General features: G+C 70.8%; 22 protein-coding genes. 14 read left to right on the top strand and 8 right to left on the bottom strand.

Annotated elements, in window-relative coordinates; translation table 11 throughout:
- Nucleotides 1-3: 3 nt before the first annotated feature.
- Nucleotides 4-471, bottom strand: coding sequence for a MarR family winged helix-turn-helix transcriptional regulator (locus JHY01_RS24835; protein ID WP_205328406.1), 468 nt, complete (start codon nt 469-471; stop codon nt 4-6).
- Nucleotides 472-604: 133 nt separating this feature from the next.
- On the opposite strand from JHY01_RS24835, the gene JHY01_RS24830 reads away from it, so the two are divergent.
- Nucleotides 605-1,576 (top strand): pirin family protein, encoded by a 972-nt coding sequence (locus JHY01_RS24830; protein ID WP_205328405.1) that lies wholly within the window; start codon nt 605-607, stop codon nt 1,574-1,576.
- On the opposite strand, the gene JHY01_RS24825 is transcribed toward JHY01_RS24830, so the two are convergent.
- The gene (locus JHY01_RS24825; protein ID WP_205328404.1) at nt 1,573-1,869 is read right to left on the bottom strand and encodes a GNAT family N-acetyltransferase; all 297 of its coding nucleotides are present in this window, start codon (nt 1,867-1,869) and stop codon (nt 1,573-1,575) included. The genes JHY01_RS24830 and JHY01_RS24825 overlap by 4 nt on opposite strands.
- Before the next feature lie 136 nt (nt 1,870-2,005).
- On the opposite strand from JHY01_RS24825, the gene JHY01_RS24820 reads away from it, so the two are divergent.
- On the top strand, nt 2,006-3,463 hold the full coding sequence (locus JHY01_RS24820; protein ID WP_205328403.1) for a lyase family protein: 1,458 nt from the start codon (nt 2,006-2,008) through the stop codon (nt 3,461-3,463).
- On the opposite strand, the gene JHY01_RS24815 is transcribed toward JHY01_RS24820, so the two are convergent.
- A complete protein-coding gene (locus JHY01_RS24815) occupies nt 3,460-4,269 on the bottom strand; it encodes a hypothetical protein (RefSeq protein ID WP_205328402.1) in 810 nt (269 codons plus the stop codon). The two genes, JHY01_RS24820 and JHY01_RS24815, sit on opposite strands and share 4 nt — an antisense overlap.
- Before the next feature lie 257 nt (nt 4,270-4,526).
- Here JHY01_RS24815 and JHY01_RS24810 point away from each other — a divergent pair, with 257 nt between their 5' ends.
- The 5 genes from JHY01_RS24810 (at nt 4,527) to JHY01_RS24790 (ending at nt 10,751) form a co-directional block, all read left to right on the top strand.
- A complete protein-coding gene (locus JHY01_RS24810) occupies nt 4,527-5,231 on the top strand; it encodes a FadR/GntR family transcriptional regulator (protein ID WP_205328401.1) in 705 nt (234 codons plus the stop codon).
- A 106-nt stretch (nt 5,232-5,337) separates the two neighbouring features.
- Complete coding sequence (locus tag JHY01_RS24805) at nt 5,338-6,741, top strand: four-carbon acid sugar kinase family protein (RefSeq protein ID WP_205328400.1); 1,404 nt, start codon at nt 5,338-5,340, stop codon at nt 6,739-6,741.
- Between the two features lie 25 nt (nt 6,742-6,766).
- The gene (locus tag JHY01_RS24800; RefSeq protein ID WP_205328399.1) at nt 6,767-7,666 is read left to right on the top strand and encodes an NAD(P)-dependent oxidoreductase; all 900 of its coding nucleotides are present in this window, start codon (nt 6,767-6,769) and stop codon (nt 7,664-7,666) included.
- 2 nt (nt 7,667-7,668) lie between these two features.
- On the top strand, nt 7,669-9,099 hold the full coding sequence (locus tag JHY01_RS24795) for a GntP family transporter (protein ID WP_205328398.1): 1,431 nt from the start codon (nt 7,669-7,671) through the stop codon (nt 9,097-9,099).
- Nucleotides 9,100-9,311: 212 nt separating this feature from the next.
- Nucleotides 9,312-10,751, top strand: coding sequence for a glycoside hydrolase family 43 protein (locus JHY01_RS24790; RefSeq protein ID WP_205328397.1), 1,440 nt, complete (start codon nt 9,312-9,314; stop codon nt 10,749-10,751).
- Nucleotides 10,752-10,792: 41 nt separating this feature from the next.
- Here JHY01_RS24790 and JHY01_RS24785 read toward each other — a convergent pair whose 3' ends face one another.
- Nucleotides 10,793-12,001 carry an MFS transporter gene (locus JHY01_RS24785; protein WP_205328396.1) on the bottom strand — a complete coding sequence of 403 codons (1,209 nt, stop codon included), beginning with the start codon at nt 11,999-12,001 and terminating at the stop codon, nt 10,793-10,795.
- Between the two features lie 242 nt (nt 12,002-12,243).
- On the opposite strand from JHY01_RS24785, the gene rocD reads away from it, so the two are divergent.
- A complete protein-coding gene (rocD, locus tag JHY01_RS24780; protein WP_205328395.1) occupies nt 12,244-13,443 on the top strand; it encodes an ornithine--oxo-acid transaminase in 1,200 nt (399 codons plus the stop codon).
- Nucleotides 13,444-13,446: 3 nt separating this feature from the next.
- On the opposite strand, the gene JHY01_RS24775 is transcribed toward rocD, so the two are convergent.
- Nucleotides 13,447-14,844: a short-chain fatty acyl-CoA regulator family protein gene (locus tag JHY01_RS24775; protein WP_374199597.1), complete on the bottom strand. Its 1,398-nt coding sequence runs from the start codon at nt 14,842-14,844 to the stop codon at nt 13,447-13,449.
- A 131-nt stretch (nt 14,845-14,975) separates the two neighbouring features.
- Between JHY01_RS24775 and JHY01_RS24770 the strand changes: the two genes are divergently transcribed.
- The 3 genes from JHY01_RS24770 to JHY01_RS24760 are packed head-to-tail and all read left to right on the top strand — an operon-like array spanning nt 14,976 to nt 18,498.
- On the top strand, nt 14,976-16,481 hold the full coding sequence (locus JHY01_RS24770) for an MmgE/PrpD family protein (protein ID WP_205328393.1): 1,506 nt from the start codon (nt 14,976-14,978) through the stop codon (nt 16,479-16,481).
- Nucleotides 16,478-17,383, top strand: coding sequence for a methylisocitrate lyase (gene prpB / locus JHY01_RS24765; RefSeq protein WP_205328392.1), 906 nt, complete (start codon nt 16,478-16,480; stop codon nt 17,381-17,383). Before JHY01_RS24770 ends, prpB begins: the two co-directional genes overlap by 4 nt.
- A complete protein-coding gene (locus tag JHY01_RS24760; RefSeq protein WP_205328391.1) occupies nt 17,380-18,498 on the top strand; it encodes a bifunctional 2-methylcitrate synthase/citrate synthase in 1,119 nt (372 codons plus the stop codon). Before prpB ends, JHY01_RS24760 begins: the two co-directional genes overlap by 4 nt.
- Nucleotides 18,499-18,586: 88 nt before the next feature.
- Here JHY01_RS24760 and JHY01_RS24755 read toward each other — a convergent pair whose 3' ends face one another.
- Both JHY01_RS24755 and JHY01_RS24750 read right to left on the bottom strand, forming a co-directional pair.
- Nucleotides 18,587-19,117, bottom strand: coding sequence for a potassium channel family protein (locus JHY01_RS24755; protein WP_205328390.1), 531 nt, complete (start codon nt 19,115-19,117; stop codon nt 18,587-18,589).
- A gap of 10 nt (nt 19,118-19,127) precedes the next feature.
- Nucleotides 19,128-20,435 carry a chloride channel protein gene (locus JHY01_RS24750; RefSeq protein ID WP_205328389.1) on the bottom strand — a complete coding sequence of 436 codons (1,308 nt, stop codon included), beginning with the start codon at nt 20,433-20,435 and terminating at the stop codon, nt 19,128-19,130.
- A 173-nt stretch (nt 20,436-20,608) separates the two neighbouring features.
- Here JHY01_RS24750 and JHY01_RS24745 point away from each other — a divergent pair, with 173 nt between their 5' ends.
- On the top strand, nt 20,609-21,157 hold the full coding sequence (locus tag JHY01_RS24745; protein WP_307814571.1) for a DUF4396 domain-containing protein: 549 nt from the start codon (nt 20,609-20,611) through the stop codon (nt 21,155-21,157).
- Between the two features lie 77 nt (nt 21,158-21,234).
- Here JHY01_RS24745 and JHY01_RS24740 read toward each other — a convergent pair whose 3' ends face one another.
- On the bottom strand, nt 21,235-21,849 hold the full coding sequence (locus tag JHY01_RS24740) for a TetR/AcrR family transcriptional regulator (protein WP_205328388.1): 615 nt from the start codon (nt 21,847-21,849) through the stop codon (nt 21,235-21,237).
- Nucleotides 21,850-21,990: 141 nt separating this feature from the next.
- Between JHY01_RS24740 and JHY01_RS24735 the strand changes: the two genes are divergently transcribed.
- Together JHY01_RS24735 and JHY01_RS24730 are read left to right on the top strand one after the other, a co-directional pair.
- Entirely contained in the window at nt 21,991-23,481 is a 1,491-nt protein-coding gene (locus JHY01_RS24735) for an MDR family MFS transporter (RefSeq protein ID WP_240193231.1), read from the top strand.
- 84 nt (nt 23,482-23,565) lie between these two features.
- Entirely contained in the window at nt 23,566-24,027 is a 462-nt protein-coding gene (locus JHY01_RS24730; RefSeq protein ID WP_205328387.1) for an SRPBCC family protein, read from the top strand.
- The last annotated feature ends 752 nt before the right edge of the window (nt 24,028-24,779 follow it).

Here is a 24,779-nt window from a genome sequence, read left to right as displayed (position 1 = left end):
GCGCTAGGGCACGGTCTCCTCGAGGTGCTTGAGGATGCGCCCGGCGATGTCGCCGAGGGCGTCGAGGTCCTCGGGGGAGATGGCGTCGAGCACGAGGCGGCGGACGGCGGCCACGTGCTTGGGTGCGGCGGCCTCGATGGTCTCGCGGCCCTGGTCGGTGATGGTGACGAAGGCGCCGCGGCCGTCTTCGGCGCACTCTTCGCGGGCGACGAGGCCGCGTTTGGTCATGCGGGCGATCTGGTGCGAGAGGCGGCTCTGCTCGAAGTCGATGGCCTTGGCGAGCTCCTGGAAGCGCAGGCGCCCCGATGAGTCGTCGGTGAGGGCCACGAGGATCGCGAAGTCGGCGCCGGAGAGTTTCGACTGCGTCTGGAGTTCGCTGCCGAGGCGGGCGGTGAGCTTCTGGTTCAGCCGGATGAAGGCGCGCCAGGAGTGCTGTTCGCGCGGGCTGAGCCACTGGGTCTCGTCGTTCATGATGGCTTCATCCTACTCGATTATTGACACATCATCTATCACGAGCTACAGTTCGCGATGAAGAACATGACGCATCATGTACGGTCGCGGCACCTCCGCGCCGGTGCGCCGTGAAGGAAGCAGAGGCATCACCATGCCCGCCGTCACCGTCGAAGACGTCCTCGTTCTGCCCCGGCTGCCGCTCCCGGACCCGGCCCAGACCCGCTTCCGCGAGGTCAAGCGGCTCGTCACCGCGCCGCTCGGCATGGAAGGCGAGGGTTTCCAGGTCCGCCGCGGCTTCGCGGGCATCCCGATGCACGAACTCGACCCGTTCGTCCACTTCGACCACATGGGCGAGGTCGACCTCGCACCGGGCGAGCCCACCGGCGCGCCCTGGCACCCGCACCGCGGATTCGAGACCGTCAGCTACGTCATGGACGGGGTCATCGAGCACGAGGACTCCAACGGCGGCGGCGGGCGCATCACCGACGGCGACACCCAGTGGATGACCGCCGGGGCCGGCATCCTCCACAACGAGATGCCGCCCGAGAGCTTCGTCATGAGCGGCGGGGTCGTGCACGCCACCCAGCTCTGGGTCAACCTGCCGCGCGCCCGGAAGTTCACGGCCCCGCGATACCAGGACATCCGCGGCGGCGAAGCCGCGCTCGTCACCACGCCCGACGGCGGCTCTCTGATCCGCATCATCGCCGGCGACATCGCCGGGCACACCGGACCCGGCTCCACGCACACGCCGATCACCTTGGCGCACCTCACCGTCGAGCCCGGCGCGCAAGTGGACCTGCCGTGGCACCCGGAGTACAACGCGATCGTCTACGCCCTCGCCGGGGCGGGCACCGTCGGCGCCGACCGGCGCCCGTTCCAGATGGGACAGACGGCCGTGTTCGGACCCGGCGACGCCATCCGGGTGGGTGCCTCGCCGCGCCAGGACTCGCGCACGCCGAAGCTCGACCTCTACGTGCTCGGCGGGCAGCCGATCCGCGAACCGGTGGCGCACTACGGGCCGTTCGTCATGAACACCCGCGCCGAACTGCTGCAGGCCTTCGAGGACTACCAGGCCGGGCGCCTCGGCGTGATCCCCGCGAAGCGCCTCCCGCACACCGGCTAGGGATGCTTGAGCGAGCGGCCCTCGACGACCAGGTCCCGGTACTCGGGGTGCCGCTCGATCCAGCGCGCGTAGTAGGGGCACAGCGGCCGCACCCGCTCGCCCCGCCTCCGCACGTCGTCCAGCGAGTCCCGCGTCAGCACCGCGGCCGCGCCCGAGCCGCGGGCCTCGGGGAACACCTCGAGATGGGTGAAGGTGACGATCCCCTCGCGGCGCACATAGTCGGAGAAGCCGATCAGCTCCCCGTCCCGGTGCGCCTCGTAGCGGGCCCGGTCCGGCGCATCGGTCACGTCCACGTTCCTGCCTCCTTCTCCCTCCCGCCAAGCATGGTCCTCAGGTGCCGCAGCGTCCACCGAACGCGGAGTCTTAGCGGTCCCGCCGGAATCGTGGAATCCTGGGGCGAAACGGCATCGAGCGCGGGAGGCCTTACCGATGGCGAACGAGCAGTACCGGATCCGCACCCTGCCGGTGGGCACCGGCGCGACCGGGACGCGGATCGAGACCGACTCGATGGGCGCGATCGAGGTCCCGGCCGAGCACTACTGGGGCGCGCAGACGCAGCGGTCCCTGCACCACTTCGCGATCGGCGAGGACCGGATGCCCACCGCGGTCCACCGGGCGTTCGGGAGGGTGAAGGAGGCCGCGGCCGTCGTGAACGCCGCGCACGGCCTGCTCGACCCGCTGCTGGCCGAGGCGATCGTCGTCGCGGCGGGCGAGGTCGTCTCCGGCGACCTCGACGCGGAGTTCCCGCTCTCGGTGTGGCAGACCGGTTCGGGCACGCAGACGAACATGAACGTCAACGAGGTCATCGCCAACCGCGCCAACCAGCTCCTCGGCGGCGGGATCGGCACGAAGACCCCGGTGCACCCGAACGACCACGTGAACCTGAGCCAGTCCTCGAACGACAGCTTCCCCACGGCGATGCACCTCGCGACCCTGCTGGCGCTGCGCGACCGCACGCTGCCGCAGCTCGACGCCTTGACGTCGGCGATCCGGTTCAAGGCCGAGCAGTGGGTCGACGTGGTCAAGATCGGCCGTACCCACCTCCAGGACGCGACCCCGCTCACGGTGGGCCAGGAATGGTCCGGCTGGGCCGCGCAGCTGCGCGACGCCCGTGTGCGCCTTGAAGACTCGCTGTCGAGCATCTGCGGCCTCGCCGCCGGGGGCACAGCGGTCGGCACGGGCATCAACGCCCCGGAGCACTTCGGCGAGGCGATCGCGGCCGAGCTCGCCGAACTCACCGGGCTGCCGCTGGTGACCGCCCCGAACAAGTTCGCGGCACAGGCCTCACTGGACGGCATGGTCGCGGTGAGCGCGGGCCTGCGCGGCGTCGCGGTCGCACTCATGAAGGTGGCCAACGACATGCGCTGGCTCGCTTCGGGCCCGCGCGCGGGGCTCGCCGAACTGCGACTGCCCGCCAACGAGCCGGGGTCGTCGATCATGCCGGGCAAGGTGAACCCGACCCAGCAGGAGGCCACGCTGATGGTGTGCCTGCAGGTGATCGGCGAGGACTCGATCGTCGCCGCGGCCGGCGCGCAAGGGCACTTCGAGCTCAACACGATGCGCCCCGTGGTGATCGCGAACGTGCTGCACTCGGCCCGCATCCTCGGTGACGCCGCCGAGAAGCTCAAGGACTTCAGTGTCGAAGGGACGCAGCTCGACCGCGCGAAGATCAGCGAGCACGTGGACCGCTCGCTGATGCTCGTGACGGCGCTGAGCCCGCACATCGGCTACGACAAGGCCACCGCGATCGCCCACAAGGCCGACGAGGAGGGCTCGACCCTGCGGGAAGCCGCCCTCGCGCTTGGCGTGAGCGCCACCGACTTCGACCGCATCGTCGACCCCGCGACGATGGTCGGCAACCCGCGAAAGGACCTCGGCCTCGCCTAATCCGCCGGGCACTCCTGAAGATCGGGCACGTTCCCGTGGTCGGCGACGGTGCCCGTGCCGGCGTCGTAGTCGAGTTCGGCAGGGACCTCGTCGGGGTCGTCGGCGAAGTACACCCACAGCGGTTCGACGTAGCCCGTGTGCTCGCCTTGCGTCACGAGGTAATAGGGCACGTCCTCGTTGTAGGAGGTGCTGGGCGGCTCTTCGACGACGTTCATGGTGGTCTTCACGCAGTGGACGTCGATCTCGGCCCGCTGCGGCAGCTTCACGGCCGGGTAGTCGCCGTTGCTGCGACCGTTGAAGGTGGTGTCGGGAACCGAGAAGTACAGCCATTCCTCGTAGTGCACGACATAGGCCTGGTGGTGCACGTCGGGCGCCACCGGTTCGGACACCGTCTCCGGGGCGTCCACGTCGCACTCGGCGATGTCGCCGGGGACTTCGCCCGCCTCGCCGAGCGCCTCGTCCGTGCCCTCGGGCTTCACCTGCACGCCCTCGGCGTAGACCCACGATTCCCGGACCTCTTCGGACCAGGCGCCCGGAACGGTGGTCCTGGTCTGGTAGTAGTCCGTCTCGCCGGCATGGAGCACGCAGAGCACTTCGAACGGCGAGCCCGCTTCGAGTGGCTCCGAATCCGGCTCGTCGAAGCGGCGACCCTCGGCGTCGACGTCCTCCGGCGGCTCCTCCCAAGCCACCGACTCGACCGCGGTCCGCCCCCAGTAGTCCCGGGTCCCGCCGACCGCATCAGCGACGGCACCACAGCCGGCGAGAGCGAGCACGATTGCGGCACCGAGTACTGAAAGGATTCTCACGGCGCAATACTACTGAGGCTCCTGAGATGATCATGCGCGCGCCGATCGGCCGGAAGCCGCCGAGCCGATCCACAGCGGAGTGCCCGGCGTACCCGAGCCGCACTTCGCGATCCGGGTTCGCACCACGGCGCGCGCAGCCGCGCCGCGCGGTCCCGGTCCACCGGGCAGGTGACGGCCCGGCCACTCCGGTTGCGACCTCGTTCCACCCTGGAACGCCAATTGCCTTACGCTCGAACCATTTACCGGAAGGGGGACCGATGGCGCGTGCGTCACGGACGCAAGAGGTGGTCGAACAGGTCCTCGACGCCATCATCGACGGCAAGTTGCGACCTGGCGAGCCGCTGCCGCCGGAAGGGGTGCTCGCGGAGGACCTGCACGTCTCGCGGCTCACCCTGCGCGAGGCCGTGCGGCTGCTCCAGGCCCAGGGCGTCATCGTGCAGGTGCCCGGCCGCCGTCACCGAGTGGCCCCGGTCGCGCAGTGGACCGGGCTCGAAGCGGTCGTGCGGCACGCCCGCAGCGCGGGGGAGCGGGAGCGGTCGTCGCTCGAACTGCTCGAAGTGCGGATGATGATCGAGACCGGCGCCGCCCAGCTCGCGGCCGAACGGCGCACCGAAGCCCACCTCGACGCGATGCGCGAGCTCATCGAGCGCATGAAGGCCGCCCACGCGAGGACCGATGTGGCCGCGTTCGTGGCCGCCGACCTCGAATTCCACGACGTGATCCTCCACGCCGCCGACAACCGCATCCTGGTGGCGGCCCTCCTGCCGCTGACCACGCTGCTCGCCGAGACCCGCAGCGAGACCAGCGCCGTGCCCGAGATCCGCGAGCACGCCATCGCCGAGCACACCGCGATCGTCGCCGCCCTCGCCTCCGGCGACCGCCTCGCCGCCCGCGACGCCATGGCCAGCCATATGGACCAGACCCGCGGTGACCTGCTCGAATACGTGCATTCGCGCCGCTAGAAGACCCCTTTCGTTCGCTTGGACTTGACGAGGACGAAAATGCGAGGCAAGATATCTGATATCTGATACCTCGGCTTCGAGCCCGAGAGCGAACGAAGGAGTTCACGTGGACGTCGAGACGCTGCTCGCCTCCGTACCGGCACCCGCCGCGGTCACCGCCGCCGACGTGCGCGCCGTCCACGACCGGGCCTCCGTCCTCGTGGTCCTCGACGACGACCCCACCGGCACCCAGTCCGTGGCCGGGCTCCCCGTCCTCACCCGCTGGGACCCCGCCGACCTCGACTGGGCCTTCGCGACCGGCGCCAACGCCGTCTACGTCCTCACCAACACCCGCTCGCTCGACCCGGACACCGCCGAGCAGCGGAACCGCGAGGTCGCCGCCGCCGCGCTGGCCGCGGCCGGACGCGCCGGCAAGCGCCTCACCTTCGTCTCCCGCTCCGACTCGACTCTGCGCGGGCACTTCCCGCTCGAGACCGACGTCCTCACCGAAGCGATCGAGGCCCACGGCGGCGCCGCGCCCGCCTTCACCCTCCTCGTCCCCGCCTTCCCCGACGCCGGGCGCATCACCGTGCGCGGCGTCCACTACTGGGTCGTCGACGGGGAAGCCACCCCCGTCGGCGACACCCCCTTCGCCCAGGACGCCACCTTCGGGTTCCGTTCCTCCGACCTGCGTGAATGGGTCGCCGAGAAGACCGGGGGGCGCGTCTCCGCCGCCGACGTCGCGGCCCTGACCGTGGACATCATCCGCGCAGGCGCCGAGGCCGTCGCCGATTTCCTTCGGGCCCTGAGCGAAGGCACGATCGTCGCCGTCGACGCCGTGGACGAGACCGACATGCGCGTCCTCGCCGTCGCCCTCCACCGCCTCGAACGCGAAGGGGTGCAGGCACTCCTGCGCGTCGGTCCGCCCTACGTGCGCGCACACATCGGACAGGACATCGCCGCTCCCGTCACCCCCGACCGCATCGAGTTCGCCAACGAACGCGGCGGCCTCGTCGTCGTCGGCAGCCACGTCCCGCTCACCACCGCCCAGCTCGCCGCGCTCCGCGAGGCCCGCCCGGACACCGCGACCGTCGAACTCGACGTGCACCGCCTCATCGACGACCGCCGCGACGCCCACCTCGACGCCCAGGCGGCCGCCGTCGCCGGGGCCCTCGCGGGCGGCACCGTCATCGTCCACACCACCCGCGAACTCGTGACCGGCCGCGACGGCGACGAAAGCCTCGCCATCGCCCGCCAGGTCTCCAGCGGCGTCGTCGAACTCGTCGCCCGCGTCCTCGAACTCGCCCCGCCGCGCTTCGTCATCGCCAAGGGCGGCATCACCTCCAGCGACACCGCCTCCGAAGCGCTCCGCATCCGACGCGCCCGCGTCATCGGACCGATGCTCCCGGGCATCGTGTCGCTGTGGCAGCCCGAGGACGGCCCGGCGCTCGGCATCCCCTACATCGTCTTCGCGGGGAACGTCGGCTCGACCGACTCCCTCGCGCAAGTGGTCGGCGTCCTCGTCGACTGACCGTCCCCGATTGATTGGAACAGTAATGAACAGCAACGTCGCTGTCATCGGCCTCGGAGCGATGGGCCTGCCCATGGCCTCGCGCCTGGCCGAGCGCTTCGAAGTCCGCGGCTTCGACATCGCGGCCGACCGGCTCGCGCTCGCCGCCGCACGCGGTGTCACGCCCGCCCCGTCCGCCGCCGAAGCCGTCACCGGCGCAGGCACGGTGCTCGTCGCCGTCCGCACCGGCGAACAGCTCAACACACTGCTCTTCGGCGACAACGGCATCGCCGAGCACCTCGCGCCCGGCGCCGTCGTCGTCCTCACCAGCACCGTCGGCACCGAAGGCATCGCCGAGACCGCCGCCCGCCTCGCCGCCCAGGACGCCCACCTCGTGGACGCCCCCCTCTCCGGCGGGCCCGTCCGCGCCGGCGAAGGCGACCTCCTCATCGTCGTCGGCGCCGAACCGGCCGTCCTCGACCAGGTCAAGCCGGTCCTCGAACAACTCTCCTCCACACTGTCCATCGTGGGCGACCGAGCCGGCGACGGCCAGGCGCTCAAGACCGTCAACCAGCTGCTGTGCGGCGTCCACATCGCCGCCGCCGCCGAAGCGCTCGCCCTCGCCGACGCCCTCGGGCTCGACCGCGAACGCACCCTCGAAGCGCTCACCGCCGGAGCGGCGAACTCGTTCATGCTCGGCAACCGCGGCCCGCGCGCCCTCCAGGCCTACGACGACGACGGCGCCGAAGTGCTCAGCCGCCTCGACATCTTCGTCAAGGACCTCGGCATCGTCGGCAAGGCCGCCCGCGGCGCCCACCTCGCCGCGCCGGTCGCCGCCGCGGCCGAGCAGTTGTTCCTCATCGGCGAGGCCCAAGGCCTCGGCGCACTCGACGACTCCGCGGTCATCCGCGTCCTCGCCCCCGAACTCCGGAAGCAGGGGGAGTAGCCATGGGATTCACGCTGCCGCTCCCCGCCCTGATCCTCGTCGGACTCGCGGGCGTCGCCCTCCTGCTCCTGCTCGTCGTCAAATTCAGGATGCAGGCGTTCTACGCCCTCATCCTCACCTCGATCGCCGTCGGCATCGGCGCGGGCCTCCCGCTCACCACGATCCCCGCCCGAGGCGACGAACCCGAGAAGCTCGGCGTCATCCAGGCGATCATCGCCGGCGTCGGCGGCACCCTCGGGTCCGTCGCCGTCCTCGTCGCGCTCGGCTCCATGCTCGGCAAGATCATCGAGATCTCCGGCGGTGCCGACGCCCTCGCCGGGAAGTTCACCGGTTGGCTGGGCCCCAAGCGGGTCGGCGTCGCACTCACCGCCGCCGCCGCGATCCTCGCCGTCCCGGTGTTCTTCGACGCCGGATTCATCATCCTGATCCCGATCATCTACGCCTTCTCGAAGGCCGCCGGGCTCAATCCGATCAAGTTCGGCCTGCCGGTCGCGGGCATCATGCTCGCCGTGCACGTCGCCGTCCCGCCGCACCCGGGCATCGTCGGCGGCGCCGCCATCCTCGGCGCCGACGTCGGCTGGATCACGATCCTCGCACTCGCCGTCTCGATCCCGGTCGCCCTCGCCGCGTATGTCCTCGGCAAGTGCTTCAACCGTCGCGACTACCCGATGATCGCCGCCACCAAGGCCATGTTCGACGGCTTCGGCGACGACAGCGGCCCTAGGAACGGCACCCTGAAGGACGGCGAGACCGCCCCCGGCGCCGGGACGATCATCGGCATCATCGTGCTCCCGCTGGCGCTCATCATGGTCGGCACCACCATCGCCCCGCGGTTCGAGGCCGGCACCTTCTGGAACGGCTTCCTCTCGATGATCGGCCAGCCGATCTTCGCGCTGGCCGTCGCCATCGCCGTCGCGATGTACTCGCTCGGCGTGCGCCGCGGCTGGACCGCCGCCAAGCTCGGCGAGGTCATGGAGTCCGCGCTGCCCGCCGCGGCCGTCATCATCCTGGTGACCGGTGCGGGCGGCGGTTTCGGGAAGGTGCTCACCGAGTCCGGCATCGGTGCGGCCGTCGCCGAATCGCTCGCCGACGCCGGCATCCCGGTCCTCCTCGCGGTCTTCCTCATCTCGCTGATCCTGCGCGCCGCGCAGGGCTCGGCGACCGTGGCGATCACGACCGCCGCCGGGCTGATGCTCCCGGCCGTGCAGGCGCTCGGCCTCGACGCCGTCCACCTCGCGCTCGTCGCGCTCGCGATCGGCTACGGCGCCTTGGGCCTCAGCCACGTGAACGACTCGGGCTTCTGGATCGTGACGCGCTACCTCGGGCTCTCGGTCAAGGACGGCCTCAGAGTCTGGACGCCGATGACCACCGCGCTCGGCGTGCTCGGGTTCCTGCTCACGGCGGGCCTGTACGTGCTGATCCCCTCCGGCTGACCAGGTTCGCGGCCTCCCGGCCCGGCGCCGTCAACGGCGCCGGGCCGGGAGGTTCGCGGTCACCGCTTCGGTGACCTCCCGGTTCGCGGCCTGCGCCCACATCACGGAATCGATACAGCGCGCTCTCGTTTGATATCGAAGATATTGACTAGGTCAATGTTGATTGTTACCCTTCACATCATCATTTCGGCTGCAAGATCCCTGGAGAGTCAATGTCGACACCACCCTCACGCCACGCCATGCCGAGGCTCAGCCGCCGCGGCCTCATCACGGCCGCCGCCGCCGTCCCCGCCGCCGCGCTGCTCCCGGCATCACCCGCGGCGGCCCAGACCGCCCACACCGGGTACCTCATGGCCCACTTCATCGGCGAGGGCACCGGCGGCGAGCAGATCTACCTCGCCCACTCCGACGACGGCCTGAACTGGACCGACCTCAACCGCGGCCAGATCGTCCTGCGCTCCTCGCTGGGCACCAAGGGCGTGCGCGACCCCATCATCGTGCGCAGCCCGGCCGGGGACCGCTACTGGATCATCGCCACCGACCTGCACATCGGTTCGGGCACGTCCTGGGGCGACGCGCAGAACACCGGCAGCCGCAACCTCGTCGTGTGGGAGTCCGCCGACCTCGTGAACTGGTCGATCCCGTGGCTGCTGCCCGTCGCCGCGTCCATCGGCGACGCCGGGGACGCCTGGGCGCCCGAGGCCATCTGGGACGCTTCCGCCGGGAACTACTTCCTGTACTGGGCCACCAACTCCACGTTGAACGGCGAGAAGAAGCACCGCATCTGGAGCGCCCGCACCACCGACTTCCGGTCCATCACGACCCCGCAGGTCTACATCGAACGCCCTGGCCTCGACGAGCTCATCGACACCCAGATCATCGAGGCCAACACCGGCGGCTACCGCTACTACCGCGCCTCCAAGCACACTCAGATCGTCATCGAGGGAGGCAACTCGCTCACCGGCTCGTGGACGCGCCTGGGCGACCTGTCGAACCTCACCGGAGGCGGCGTCGAAGGCCCCATGTGGGCGAAGTTCAACGACCGCAACGAATGGGCGCTGTGGCTCGACCAGTACGCCACCGGCCGCGGCTACCTGCCCGTCGTGACCACCAACCCCGCCAACGTCTCCGGCTACCGCATCGCCTCGGGCTACAGCATGGGCGCCAACCTGAAGCGGCACGGCTTCATCCTCAACCTCACCCAGGCCGAGGAGACCCGGGTCCTGAACCGCTACCAGAACCCGGTGTTCAACCGCCTGCAGTCCTACAACTACCAGGACCGCTATGTGCGCCACTACAACTTCGACGTGCGCATCGACCCGGGCGTGAGCCCCGTGCAGGACTCCCAGTTCCGACTCGTGCCGGGCCTGGCCTCCTCGAGCGCGGTCTCCTTCGAATCGGTGAACTTCCCCGGGCACTTCCTACGGCACGCCAACTACGACTTCGTGCTCGCCCCCAGAACCTCCGGCGGCACGTTCAACGCCGACGCCACCTTCAACCGGGTCGCCGGGCTCGCCGACTCCTCGTGGAGCTCGTTCTCGTCCTACAACTTCCCGACCCGCTACATCCGCCACTACGGGTACTCGCTGCGGCTCGACCCCGTGAGCACCTCCCAGGAACGGGCTGACGCGACCTTCCGCGTCACCACGTAACCGATCCGTCCGGCGCGGGTCCCACCACCCGCGCCGGACCCTCACCCCTTGGGCCTCCGCGCCGCGGGCGAGCAGACCAGTGCGATCGCCACCAGGACGAGCACCACGTAGAACGCGTTCCGCAGGCCCACTTGGTCGCCCATCAGACCGATCAGCGGGGGACCGATGAGGAACGCGCAGTACCCGATCGTGGCCACGACCGCGACGTTCGCGGTGGCCTTCTCGGGGTCGTCCGCGGCGGCCGACATGCCGACGGGGAACCCGAGCGACGCGCCGAGGCCCCACAGGACGGTGCCGACGATCGCGATCGGCGCGGTCGGGCCGAGGATCACCAGCAGCAGGCCCACGAGCGCCAGCAGCGCCGATCCGGCCAGGACCGGCACCCGCCCGAACCTGTCGAGGAACAGCCCGCCGAAGGCGCGCCCGGCGGTCATGGCGGTGACGAACACGGCGAAGACCGCCGCGCCGCCGGGGTTCGTGAGCCCGTAGCCGTCGACCATGGCCAGACCCAGCCAGTCGTTCGCGGTCCCCTCGGTGAACGCCATGCCGAGGATGATGAGGCCGATGAGCAGCACCCGCACGTCCGTCCACGAGGCCAGACGGGTGCGCCAGCCGGACCGCTCGCCTGGCTGCGCCTCGCGCGGCTCCTCGGCGGGCTGGAGGAACCGGACCACGTACACCGAGGCCAGGAGGACCGCGAGGCCCACCACGGTGAGATGCCATCCGGCCGAGACGCCGAGCTGCTCGGTGAGCGCGCCGAGGCCCGCGCCGAGCATGGTGCCGACACTGAATCCCGCGTGGAACATCGGCATCAGGGTCTTGCCGACGCGCCGCTCGTTGGCGGCGCCGGAGAGGTTCATCGCCACGTCGAGCACCGAGTTGCCCGCCCCGAGGACCATCAGCGCCGCGAACAGCGCCCAATAGGCGGGCGCGAGCCCGGCGATGAGCCCGATCGCGACCAGGCCGACGGCGGTGAGGGAGAGGAACCAGCGGATCGCCGCGGTCGCCCCGAGGTGGGCGACCACGTGGCCCGAGGCGATGAGGCCGAGCATCGCCCCGGCCGAGAGGCCGAGGATGAGCACGCCCATCTCCTGCGTGGTCGCACCGAGGAGGTCGCGCATGTTCGGGACGCGCGCGGCCCAGTTCGCGAACACGAACCCGGAGAGGGCGAACACCGCGAACACGGCGTTGCGCCAGTGCACCAGTTCGGGCGCGGTGCGGGCGGACGCAGGCAGGGCGGTGCTGGTCACGGCGGTCCAATCGGCGGTGGCAATGGTGCGGGTCCGGCACCCAGCTTGCACCGAGGTTCGGCGTTCGACAAACGAATTCGAGGAGGATCGACCGACCGCCGCCACGCCAGTGCTGCCAACGACGGCCCGATCGCCGCCGCGGGGTCCATGCTGGTGGATACCGGCGTCCGAGTGCCGCCGGAGACGTCAGCCGATGCGTCGGCGCCGGCCGCGGCGCCGTCCCCGTCCGTGAAAGGCCGCCCGTGAACCGTTCGAACCACCTGACAGACCTCGAAGAGCAGTACGGCGCGCACAACTACCACCCGCTGCCGGTGGTCATCGCCGAAGGCGAGGGCGCCTGGGTGACCGACGCCGAAGGAAACCGCTACCTCGACTGGCTCGCGGCCTACTCCGCCCTGAACTTCGGGCACCGCCACCCGCGCCTGACCGCGGCCGCGCACGCCCAGCTCGACCGGCTCACCCTCGCCTCGCGCGCCTTCCGCACCGACACCCTCGGCCCGTTCCTGGCCGGGCTCGCCGACCTCTGCGGCAAGGAGGCCGTCCTGCCCATGAACACCGGCGCCGAAGCCGTCGAGACCGCCGTCAAAGCCGCCCGCAAATGGGCCTACACCCGCAAGGGCATCGCCGCCGGCCAGGCGCGGATCGTCGTCTTCGACGGGAACTTCCATGGCCGCACCACCACCATCGTCGGGTTCTCCTCCGACCCCGACACCCGCGAGGGCTTCGGGCCCTTCGACGGCGGCTTCGACACGGTGCCCTACGGCGACGCCGAAGCACTTGCGGCCGCCATCGGCCCCGAGACCGCCGCCGTGCTCCTCGAACCCGTTCAGGGCGAAGCCGGAGTCGTCGTCCCGCCGGCGGGCTGGCTCGCCGAGGTGCGCCGCCAATGCGACGAGCACGGCGTCCTCATGATCGCCGACGAGATCCAGTCGGGTCTGGGCCGCACCGGACACACGTTCGCGTGCGACCGCGAGGACGTCGAGCCCGACGTGTACGTGCTCGGCAAGGCCCTCGGCGGAGGCATCGTCCCCCTCTCCGCCGTCGCCTGCGACCGCGCGGTCATGGACGTCTTCACGCCCGGCACCCACGGCTCCACGTTCGGCGGCAATCCGCTCGCCGCCGCCGTCGGTGCCGAAGTCGTCGCCATGCTCGCCACCGGCGAATGGCAGCGGCGGGCCCGCGACCTCGGCCGGTACCTCGAAGGCGCCCTCGCCGGACTCAATTCGTCCAAAGTAGACGCGGTCAGGGTCTGCGGCCTGTGGGCCGGCGTCGACCTCCCCGAGAGCGGGCCCTCCGCGCGCGAGGTCTGCGAGCGGATGCTGCGACTCGGCGTGCTCGCCAAGGAGACCCACCGGCGGACCGTCCGCATCGCCCCGCCGCTCGTCATCGAACCCGAGGAGATCGACCGGGGCGTCGCGGTCCTGACCGAGGCGATCGGCTGAGGCTCACGCCGACGACGGGTACGGCGTGAACCCGCTGCGGTGGTCCGTCACGTCGAGCGGCCTGCCGATCGCCGGGAACGCCCGCTGCGGGCAGCCCGACCGGTCGCAGACCTTGCAGCCCGGCCCGATCGGGGTCAGCGCCGCCGGGCTCGCCAGGTCCAGCCCGTCGGCGTACACCAGCCGGTGCGCATGGTGCAGGTCGCAGCCCAGCCCGATCGCGAACGTCTTCGCCGGCGTCCCGAACCCGCCGTAGCGGCGCGTCACCGTGCGCGCCACCCACAGGTACGCGCGCCCGTCGGGCATCTGCGCGAGCTGCGTGCGGATCTCCCCGGGATGCGCGAACGCCTCGTACACATTCCACAGCGGGCAGCTGCCGCCCACCCGCGAGAAGTGGAAGTCCGTGGCCGACTGCCGCTTCGAGATGTTCCCGGCCCGGTCCACCCGCACGAAGAAGAACGGCACGCCCCGCGCGCCCGGCCGCTGCAACGTGCTCAACCGGTGCGCCACCGTCTCGAACCCCACCCGGAACCGCCGCTGCAGCAGGTCGAGGTCGTACCGCAGTTCCTCTGCGGCGCTCCGAAACACCCCGTACGGCAGGATCAACGCGCCCGCGAAGTAGTTCGCCAGGCCGATCCGCGCCAGCCCCCGCGCCTCCGGCCCCGAGAGGTCGGCGGCGGCCACCAGGCCGTCGATCAGGTCGGCGTGCTCGACCAGCGCCAGGTGCGTGGCGAGCTGGAAGGCGCGCTGGCCCGAGGTGAGGAGCGGCGAGACGCGCAGGACGCGGCCGTCGGGGTCGAAGCGGCGCTTGGCCCCGGCCTGCTCGTCGGCACCCAGAGCGGCGACGACGGTGCCGTGCCGGTCGGCCAGCAGCCGGGTGAGTTCCACGTCGAGATCGGCCGGGTCCAGTTCGGCGGCGATCCGCTCGGCGGCCTCGTCCAGCTCCGGCACGTAGTTCCGCTTGGCGTAGAACAGGTCCCGAACCTCCTCGTACGCCGTGGGCGCGGCCCCGGCGTCGAGTTCGGCGCTCATGGCCGTGTTGCGTTCGACGGCGTGCCGGTAGCGGCGGTGCAGGTCCACGACGTACCGCGCCAGCTCGGGCATGCCCTCGGCGAGCTCGCGGGTCTGCCCGGGGGAGACCTGCTCGGCGTGGGCGGTGTCGGCGAGCGCGTCCCGCAGCTGCGCGTCGAGGCGGTCGCTCTCGGCGGCCGAGAAGCGCTGCACGTCCACGTCGAAGACCTCGGCGAGGCGCAGCAGCACGGGGCCGGTGATGGGCCGCTGGTTCGACTCCATCTGGTTCACATAGCTGGTGGAGATGCCCAGCGCGGTGGCGAGCGAGGCCTGCGTGAGGCCCTGCTCCTCGCGGAACCGGCGCAGCCGCAGGCCGACCTTGGCCGTCTTCAACGCCATCAACTGGTCCTTTCACAAGATTCACAGAACACGGCCGATATTTCCACAAGAAACCACATTTTCAGTGCTTTCATAGGGATCGGTGGCTGTACATACTGTGAAGATAACCCAGAAGGAGTCGCCGCATGATCGAGCACCCCGTCCGCGTCCACGCCTCCCGCGAGCATCTGCCGCGCGAAGCGGAGCTGGCCTGGAAACTCGCCGAGGTCGCCCACGACCCCGTCCCGGTCGAGCCCGAGGTCGCCGAGATGATCGGCAACCGGGTCATCGACAACGCCGCCGTCGCGGCCGCGTCGCTCGCCCGCCGCCCGGTCGCCAACGCCCGCGCCCAGGCCTTCGCGCACCCGTACCGTCCCGGCGCGGCCGTCTTCGGCGCCGCGCCCGACGTGCGCAGCTCGCCCGAATGGGCCGCGTGGGCGAACGGAGTCGCGGTGCGCGAGTTGGACTTCCACGACACGTTCCTCGCCGCCGACTACTCGCACCCCGGCGACAACATCCCGCCGATCCTCGCCGTCGCCCAGCACCGGGGCCTCGACGGCACGGCGCTGGTGCGCGGCATCGCCACCGGCTACGAGGTCCAGATCGACCTGGTCCGCGCGATCTGCCTGCACGAGCACCGGATCGACCACATCGCCCACCTCGGCCCCTCCGCGGCGGCCGGCATCGGCACCCTCATGGGCCTCGACCCCGAGGTGATCTACCAGGCGATCGGCCAGGCGCTGCACACCACCACCGCGACCAGGCAGTCGCGCAAGGGCGCGATCTCCTCCTGGAAGGCGTACGCCCCGGCGTTCGCGGGGAAGGCCGCCGTCGAGGCCGTCGACCGGGCCATGCGCGGCGAAGGCGCGCCGTCGCCGATCTGGGAAGGCGAGGACGGCGTCATCGCCCGGCTCCTCAGCGGACCCGACGCGCGCTACACGGTGCCGCTGCCCGGCCCCGGCGAACCCAAGCGCGCCATCCTCGACTCCTACACCAAGGAGCACTCCGCGGAGTACCAGAGCCAGGCGCTCATCGACCTCGCCCGGCGCCTCGCACCGCGCATCGGCGACCTCTCCCGCATCGCCGAGGTCGTGATCCGCACCAGCCACCACACCCACAACGTGATCGGCACCGGCGCGAACGACCCGCAGAAATCCGATCCGGACGCGAGCCGCGAGACCCTCGACCACTCCATCATGTACATCTTCGCCGTCGCGCTCGAAGACCGCGACTGGCACCACGAGCGCTCCTACACCCCCGAACGCGCCCACCGCGAATCCACCGTGGCCCTGTGGCACAAGGTCCGCACCCTCGAAGACCAGGAGTGGACCCGCCGCTACCACGACCCCGATCCCGACAAGCGCGCCTTCGGCGGCCATGTCACCGTGGTCTTCGACGACGGCACCAGCATCGACGACGAACTCGCCGTCGCCGACGCCCACCCCCGGGGCGCCAGGCCCTTCGCGCGCGAGCAGTACCTCGAGAAGTTCCGCACCCTCACCGACGGCGTCATCGCACGGCCCGAACAGGACCGGTTCCTCGATCTCGCCTGCCGGATCGACACGCTCGACGCCGCCGAAGTCCGCGCCCTCAACCTCGCCGCCCCTCCCGGAGCACTGAGCGCACCCACGAGCGGAGGACTCTTCCGATGACGCAACGCCTCTCGCCGTCCCAGAAGCGCCGGGCCCTGCGCACCGGACTCGCCTCCGGCCGCCTCCAGCGCCTCCCCGGCGCGTTCTCGCCGCTCGTCGCCCGCGCCGTCGCCGACCGCGGCTTCGAAGGCGTCTACGTCTCCGGCGCCGCGCTGGCGGCCGACCTGGCCCTGCCCGACATCGGCCTCACCACGCTCACGGAGGTCGCCGGGCGCGGCGGCCAGATCGCCCGCGCCACCGATCTGCCCACCCTCATCGACGCCGACACCGGCTTCGGCGAGGCCGCGAACGTCGCCCGCACCATCGCGGCCTTCGAAGACGCCGGGATCGCGGGCTGCCACCTCGAGGACCAGGTCAACCCCAAACGCTGCGGCCATCTCGACGGCAAGGAGGTCGTACCGGCCGAGACGATGCTGCAACGGGTCCGCGCGGCCGTCCAGGCCCGCACCGACCCCGACTTCGTCATCTGCGCCCGCACCGACGCCCGCGCGATCGAAGGGCTCGACGCCGCCGTCGACCGCGCCAGAGCCTATGTGGACGCCGGGGCCGACATGGTCTTCCCCGAGGCCCTGCGCACCGAAGCCGAGTTCGCGGCCTTCCGTGAGGCGGTCGACGTGCCGCTCCTGGCGAACATGACCGAGTTCGGCACCTCGCCCAGCCTCACCGCCCGGCAGCTCGAAGACCTCGGCTACAACCTCGTCATCTGGCCCGTCTCCAGCCTCCGCGCCGCCATGGGCGCCGTCGAAGACCTCTTCGACGCCCTGGAGACCGAAGGCACCCAGGCCTCCCATGTCGACCGGATGCAGACCCGGGCCCGCCTCTACGAACTCGTCGACTACGCCTCGTACACCGCCTTCGACAAGCAGCTCTTCGATTTCCAGATCCCCGGGAGGGACGCATGAGCATCGACATCCGCAAGGGCCTGGCCGGAGTCGTCGCCGACACCACCGCCGTCAGCGAGGTCGTCCCCGAGACGAACTCCCTCACCTACCGCGGCTACCCGGTCCAAGAGCTCGCCCGCAGCTGCTCCTTCGAAGCGGTCGCCCACCTCATCTGGTACGGCGACCTGCCCGCCGCGGACGCGCTCGCCGGCTTCACCGAACGCGAAGGCGCGCAACGCGAAGTCACCCGATCCACCATCGCCGTCATCGACCGCCTCCCCGACAACTGCCACCCGATGGACCTGCTGCGCACCGCCGTCTCCTGCCTCGGCGCCGAAGACCCGGCCGAGGACGACAACAGTCCGGCCGCCAACCGCGCCAAGGCCGAGGCGATGTTCGCCAAACTCCCCACCGTCGTCGCCCACGACTTCCGCCGCCGCAAGGGACTCGACCGCATCGCCCCCGACCCCGGCCTCGGCTTCGCCGAGAACTTCTTCCACATGTGCTTCGGCGCCGTCCCCGCACCGGAAGTGCTGCGCTGCTTCGAGATCTCGATGATCCTCTACGCCGAGCACAGCTTCAACGCCTCCACGTTCACCGCCCGCACCGTCGCCTCGACGCTCTCGGACATCTACTCCGCCGTCACCGCCGCCATCGGCGCCCTCAAGGGCCCCCTCCACGGCGGTGCCAACGAGGCCGTCATGCGCATGATGCTCGAGATCGACGACCCCGCGCTGGCCCGCGAGTGGCTCCTGCAGCGACTGGCCGCCAAGGAGAAGGTGATGGGATTCGGGCACCGCGTCTACAAGGACGCCGACTCGCGCGTCCCGACCATGAAGGCCGCCTTCAAGGACATGGCCGAGCTGACGGGCGGTCAGCGCTGGGTAGCGATGTACGAGGAGCTGGAGGCGGCCATGATGGAGGCCAAGGGCATCCACCCGAACCTGGACTTCCCGGCCGGGCCCGCCTACTACCTCATGGGCTTCGACATCCCGATGTTCACGCCGCTGTTCGTCATGTCCCGCATCACCGGCTGGACCGCGCACGTGATCGAGCAGCTCGAATCGAACGCCCTGATCCGGCCGCTGAGCGCCTACACCGGCCCCTCGCAGCGCGCGATCCCCTTGGCGGCCTGAACGTCGCCGGGAAGCGGCCGGAGTCGCTGGGCGTTCGGGGGGTCTCGTCGAGCCGTGACGGCGCACCGGAGGCCGGGCGCCGTCGCGCTCAGGTCCGGCTGTCGCGGGTGCGGGCGCGCTCGGCGAGTTTGCCGGCGACGAGCGAGGCCGAGCCCGCGATCGCGGTGAAGTTGAACACCATCTGCACGCAGACCACGACCCGGGCGAGTTGGCCCTGGGCCGAGACGTCGCCGAACCCGACCGTGCTCAGCGTGCTCAGCGCGAAGTAGAGGGCGTCCACGCGGGTGTCGAGGCCGGCGAACTGGCCGGGCCGGTACACGGCCAGCCCGTAGTCGGTGAGCGCGAACAGCAGCACCCCCGCGAGGATGCCCACGACCAGCGCCCCGAGCGGCGCTTCCGGGTCGCGGAGCTGTCGCACCGCCTGCCAGCGGATGACGATCGCCAGGGCCGCGAGCAGCACGATCGTGGTGCACCAGCGCAAGACCAGGACGACGGTGTCGGGTTCGCTGCGGATCGGCACGACGAAGTAGAGCACCACGAGCGCGACGCTCGCGAGCAGCCAGCGCAGCGGGTGCGGCTTGAATCGCGCGCCTCCATCGCCGCTTTCCTTGTCCTGCATGTCCACCGCCCTATGCCGCTTCAGGCGCGGGCTCGCGCGTTCCGGTGCGGTCGATGAGCCGCTCGGTCGCGAACGCGACGACGACGGCGATGAGCACGATCGGGGTCATCCCGCTCGACCCCGACCCGAGCAGCAGCGTGACGAGGATGGCCGACGAGACCGGCAGCGGCAGGATCGCGGCGGTGGCGGCGGCCATGCCCGCGGCCATCGCCGGGGCGATGCCGAACCCGGGGAGTCCGCTGAGGAGCGCGCCGGCGGCCGCGCCGAGGAACAGGGCCGGGAAGATCGGGCCGCCGCGCAGCGTCGCGAGCGACACGGCGTACGCCAGGCCCTTGAACGCCAGCAGGCCCACGAGCGCCCAGACGCCGGGCACGTCGCCGGCTTCGGTGAAGACCCCGAGCGCGTCCTGTCCGGACAGCAGCACCTCGACGGGGGAGCGGCCGGTCAGCAGCGAGTAGGCCGCGGCGGCGACTGCCGTGACCGCGACGGCGGCCATCGCCATGAGCGCGGGCCGCCGGGCCGTGTGGGGGACGAGGCGCCGTCCGAGGTGGTGGACCTGGCGCACGCCCGCGGCGATGAGCACGGCCAGCGGGATCGTCCACAGCAGGTCCGCGAGGTCGGGCCGGTCGGGGAGGTCGAGCCCGGGGAGCTGCAGCGAGGACACCCGCAGGCCCGTCCATTCGCCGAGCCCGGTGAACACGAGCGCGCCGACCCCGGCCGAGAGCAGGCACGGGAGCACGACCCGGGTCTGGCGGATCCCGGCGCGGGCGGCGGATTCGAGGATGAACACGGCCGCGACCAGCGGGCTGCCGAAGATGACGGCGACGGCAGCGGCGGAACCCGAGGTGCCGAGGAGCGCGTTCTCGGGGCCGCCGCGTGCGACCCACCGGCCCGTGAGGATCGTGGCGAGGGCCGTGCCCACGGCCATGAGCGGCGCTTCGGGGCCGAGCACGACGCCGAGCGGGAGGCCGCCGAGAGCTGCGAGCAGGACCCCGGGCAGGTGCGAGGGCGGCACGGGGTCGGGGGAGAGGCCCTCGATCGGGACGTGCCCGCCGTGCCCGGGCAGGCGGGTGATCGCGACCGCGACGAGTGCGCCGCCGACGAGCAGCCAGGGGAACGGCCACCACCACGGCACCGGTTCGAGGTTCCACTGTTCGGGCAGGTCTTCCCAGGCGAAGACGGTGAGCCAGTGCAGGAGCGCGAGGAACGCGAAGGCCGCCACCGAGACCGGGATGCCGACGAGGCCGGCGAGGGCGAGCACGCGCGCGTACCGTCCGCCGAGCCGCTCGGGAGCCCGCTCTTCGGAAGCCTCGACCATGCCGTTCCTCCACTGTCGTGCGTGCGCTGCACTGTGGATCTTCCTATGGTCGCGACCGGCCCGCAGGGCATTCGGTGTCCCGTCACCCGAACCCCATTCGCAACATACCCTAGGGGGGTATAAGATGATCCGGTCGCGGCCACCCCGGGCCGCCTGGCATTGAGGAGCACGCTGTGGACCACTCCACCCATGAGCACCATCAGCACCACGGGCACGTCCAAGGCCATACGACACACGGGCACGCCGGTCATGAGGACCACGCATCGCATGGCACCCAAGCCAACCCCGCGAGCTGGATGATGGCCGCCTCCGCGACCCTCCACTGCCTCACCGGCTGCGCCATCGGCGAAGTGCTCGGCGTGGTCATCGGCACCGCCCTCGGCTGGCACGGCGCGGCCACCATCGCCCTCGCGATCGCACTGGCCTTCGTCTTCGGCTACGCCCTGACCATGCGCGGCGTCATGCGCGCCGGACTGTCCTTCAAGGAGGCGCTCAAGGTCGCGCTCGCCGCCGACACCATCTCGATCGCGGTCATGGAGATCGTCGACAACGGCTTCATCCTCGCGATGCCCGGCGCGATGGAGATGGGCCTGGCCGACACCCGGTTCTGGCTCATCCTGGCCGCCGCGCTCGCGATCGCCTTCGTGGTGACCGTTCCGATCAACCGCGCGCTGATCTCACGCGGCAAGGGCCACGCCGTCGTCCACCGGCACCACCACTAGCCCCGATGCCGTTCGGTCGTCGCGCGGTCGGGGTGTCGGATCAGGCGCGAGCGGGCGCAGTTCCCGGGCCATAAGGTTCACCAGGCTGCGGAGGCGGTCACAGGGCGCATCGCGGCCATCGTCCGGTCCAGGCACGGCTCGAACACCTCGGGCTCGACCCCGCAATGCTGCATCGCCGCCTGCAGGCACGCGAACGCCCCGCCCACGAGCGCGCGCAGCACCACCGGGTCCGTCTCGCCCCCCGGATGCCGGGCGGCCCGATCGAGCAGCAGGTCCGACAGCGAACCCTGCAGCCGGTCGAGCCGCCCCAGGTACGCCGCGAGCAGCCGCGGGCTCGCATGGACGATCCGCTGCAGCGCCCGATCGTGCTCGCGCACCACCGGGTCGGAGAGGCGCTCCACTATGGGATCGAACGAATGCCGCAGCGAATCCCACTCCGGCTCGCGGGGCGGACGCGCCTCCAACCGGGCCGAGAGCTCCTCGCCCAAACGCTCGAGGCGGTCGAGCACCACCTCGTCCTTCGATGCGAAGTAGCGGAAGAAACTGCGCTGGGACATGCCGACGGCGGCGGCGATCTCATCGACCGTCGTCTCCTCGAAACCCTTCGCCACGAACAGCTCTTCGGCGGCCCGTGCGATCCTCGACTGCACGGCCCGACGTGACACTTCTCGCAAACCCCCACCGGCGCTCATGACCCGGATGGTAGCAACTGCAATGATTGACAGTCACTGACACTTTCCGGTGCGCGCGTCCCGTCACCCTCCGACACCCCGGTGGGCCCCGGCACGGGCCAGTCGGCACCGGGCAGGAACACCACCGAAGGAAACCTCCCCATGACCGTTGACCAACGACCGGCCGACACGCCCGAGGCCGAAGCGACGCCAGAGCCCGAACCCGGCATGTCGCGCCAGATCAAAATCGTGCTCGGCGTGCTCCTCGTGGCGACGTTCGTCATGATCCTCAACGAGACCGTGATGGGCGTGGCCCTCCCGCGCCTCATGGAGCAGTTCCAGATCACCGCCGCCACCGTGCAGTGGCTGACCACCGGCTTCATGCTCACCATGGCCGTCGTCATCCCCATGACCGGGCTCATCCTCCAGCGCTTCACCACGCGCACCGTGTTCCTCGCCGCCATCGGGCTCTTCTGCGCGGGCACCCTGCTCGCGGGCGTGGCCACGGTCTTCCCCGTGCTCGTCGCCGCCCGCGTCATCCAGGCCAGCGGCACCGCCGTCATGCTGCCGCTGCTCATGACCACCGTGATGACCTTCGTCCCGGCCGAACGCCGCGGACGCACCATGGGCTTCATCACCATCGTCATCGCCGTCGCCCCCGCGATCGGCCCCACCTTCTCCGGGTTCATCCTCAACAACCTCACCTGGCGCTGGATGTTCCTGGCCGTCCTGCCCATCGCCGTGCTCGCCCTCGTCCTCGGCGGGGTCCTCATCAAGAACCTCGGCGAGACGCGCCCGGTCAAACTCGACCTGCTCTCCGCGCTCCTCTCCGCGGTGGCCTTCGGCGGCCTCATCTACGGACTCAGCAGCTTCGGCGAATCGGCGGCCGGGAACCACACCCCGGTCCCGCCCTACGCCGCCGTCGCCGGCGGCGCCGTGTCGCTGGCCCTGTTCGTCTTCCGCCAGCTGCGCCTCCAGCGCCGCGACGCGGCCCTGATGGACCTGCGGCCCTTCAAGCACCGCTCGTTCACCGTCGGCATCATCATGCTGCTGATCTCGATGGCGACCCTCTTCGGCTCGCTCATCCTGCTGCCGATCTACCTCCAGAACGTCCTGGACCTCACCACGCTCCAGACCGGACTGGTGGTCCTCCCCGGCGGTCTCGCGATGGGCCTCTCCGGCCCCTTCATCGGCCGCATCTTCGACAAGGTCGGCCCCCGGCCGCTCGTCATCCCCGGCGCGGTCGTCCTCGCGGGCGCCCTCGGCCTCATGACGATGCTCGACCAGACCAGCGAGACCTGGTTCGTCGTGGTCATCCACGTGCTGCTCAGCCTCGGCCTCAGCAGCCTCATGACCCCGCTCATGACCTCCTCGCTCGGCGCTCTGCCCATGGAGCTCTACCCGCACGGCAGCGCCATCATGAGCACCCTCCAGCAGGTCGCGGGCGCGGCCGGCACCGCCGTGTTCATCACCCTGATGACCACCGGCGCCGCCGCCAGCCTCGAATCCGGCGCGAACGACGTCACCGCCCAGGCCGACGGCATCCACCTCGCCTTCCTGTGCGGCACCGCCATGTCCCTCGTCGCCGTGGCCGCCGCCTTCCTGGTGAAGAAGGTCGACAACCCCAACGGCGACGCCGTCCCCGCCCACTGACGGCACGATCCCAGGCCCGGTCCCGCATGCGGGACCGGGCTGTTTCTCACCCCCGCCGTCGGGAGCGGATGCTACGTTCCGCAGATGCCGCGCACCGACCAAGCCAGCCGAGAGATCCCCGCCTCCGTCGAACGCGTCTACACCGCGCTCACCGACCCCGAAGCGCTCGCCGCCTGGCTCCCGCCGTCCGGCATGACCGGCCGCTTCGACCACTACGACCCCCGCCCCGGCGGCGGCTACCGCATGACCCTCACCTACGACGACCCCGCCGACGCGCCCGGCAAGACCACCGCCGATACCGACACCGTCGAAGCCCGCTTCATCGAACTCGTCCCGAACACCCGCATCGTCACCGAGGTCGACTTCATCGCCGACGATCCCGCCTTCGCCGGCACCATGACCGGCGCGTGGACACTCGAACCCATCGCGAACGGCACCCGCGTCACCATCACCGCCGAGAACGTCCCCGACGGCATCAGCGCCGAAGACCACGCCGAAGGCCTGGGCTCATCACTCCTCAACCTCGAGGCCTACCTCGAGCGCTGAGACCCGCGCCTCAAGCTGTCATTCCCGGCGGCGGGACTATGTCGCCCTGGCGGGCCCAGCGCGAGGCCGATGCCCGCGCGCGCTGGACCCGAAGGGGACCAGGCAGAAACGCTGGTGCGTCCGCTGGGAGGTCGCCCTTCAAGCGTTCGAGACCGCCTTCCCGGGCCGCCGGGGAATCGACATTATTCAATAGATGACAACCGACAAACCGGGCCTCGGGTCAGCGCTGCTTCGTCGCTGCCGAGTGAGTTGGCTGGGCGGTCGTCTAGCGGCTTTCCGCCGGGGTGCGGGTTGCGCTTAAGGCGGGCAGCGACGGAGGGGTGGGTGGCGGGGCCGGCGGGGTGGCGCGCCTCGGGTCGGATTCGGTTGGGACGCAGTCGATCAGGCTGGGTGTGGGGTGGGGGAACGTGAATGGTTTCGCATCGTGTGGGTGATGACAGTCGGGGGCTGTATGGGGGACAATTGAGGTACGTACAGGGACAGGAAACTGGTACAGGTGTCGGGGTAGGTGTAAGCAGACTACGACAAGCCTCTGGCCGATCCGACAAACCGACTTGTTTCGAGGCGACGACCCCGCAAGCCAGGGTGCTCCTCCACTGGAGGCGTCCGATCTCACCCCCGTGCCATCGCCCGCAGCTGTCCGCGCCCCCGACGGGCCGTGACTGGGTGGACGATCCTAGTTGGGATCACCCCAACCAGCAGGCGATGCCGTACACGACGGCATACGCGATCCGAGCACGACCCGCCAGCGT

Source organism: Glycomyces sp. YM15, assembly GCF_016918015.1.
Classification (GTDB): domain Bacteria; phylum Actinomycetota; class Actinomycetes; order Mycobacteriales; family Micromonosporaceae; genus Glycomyces.
Note: the sequence above shows the minus strand (reverse complement) of the source record. Positions and strands in the feature narration are given on the sequence as shown.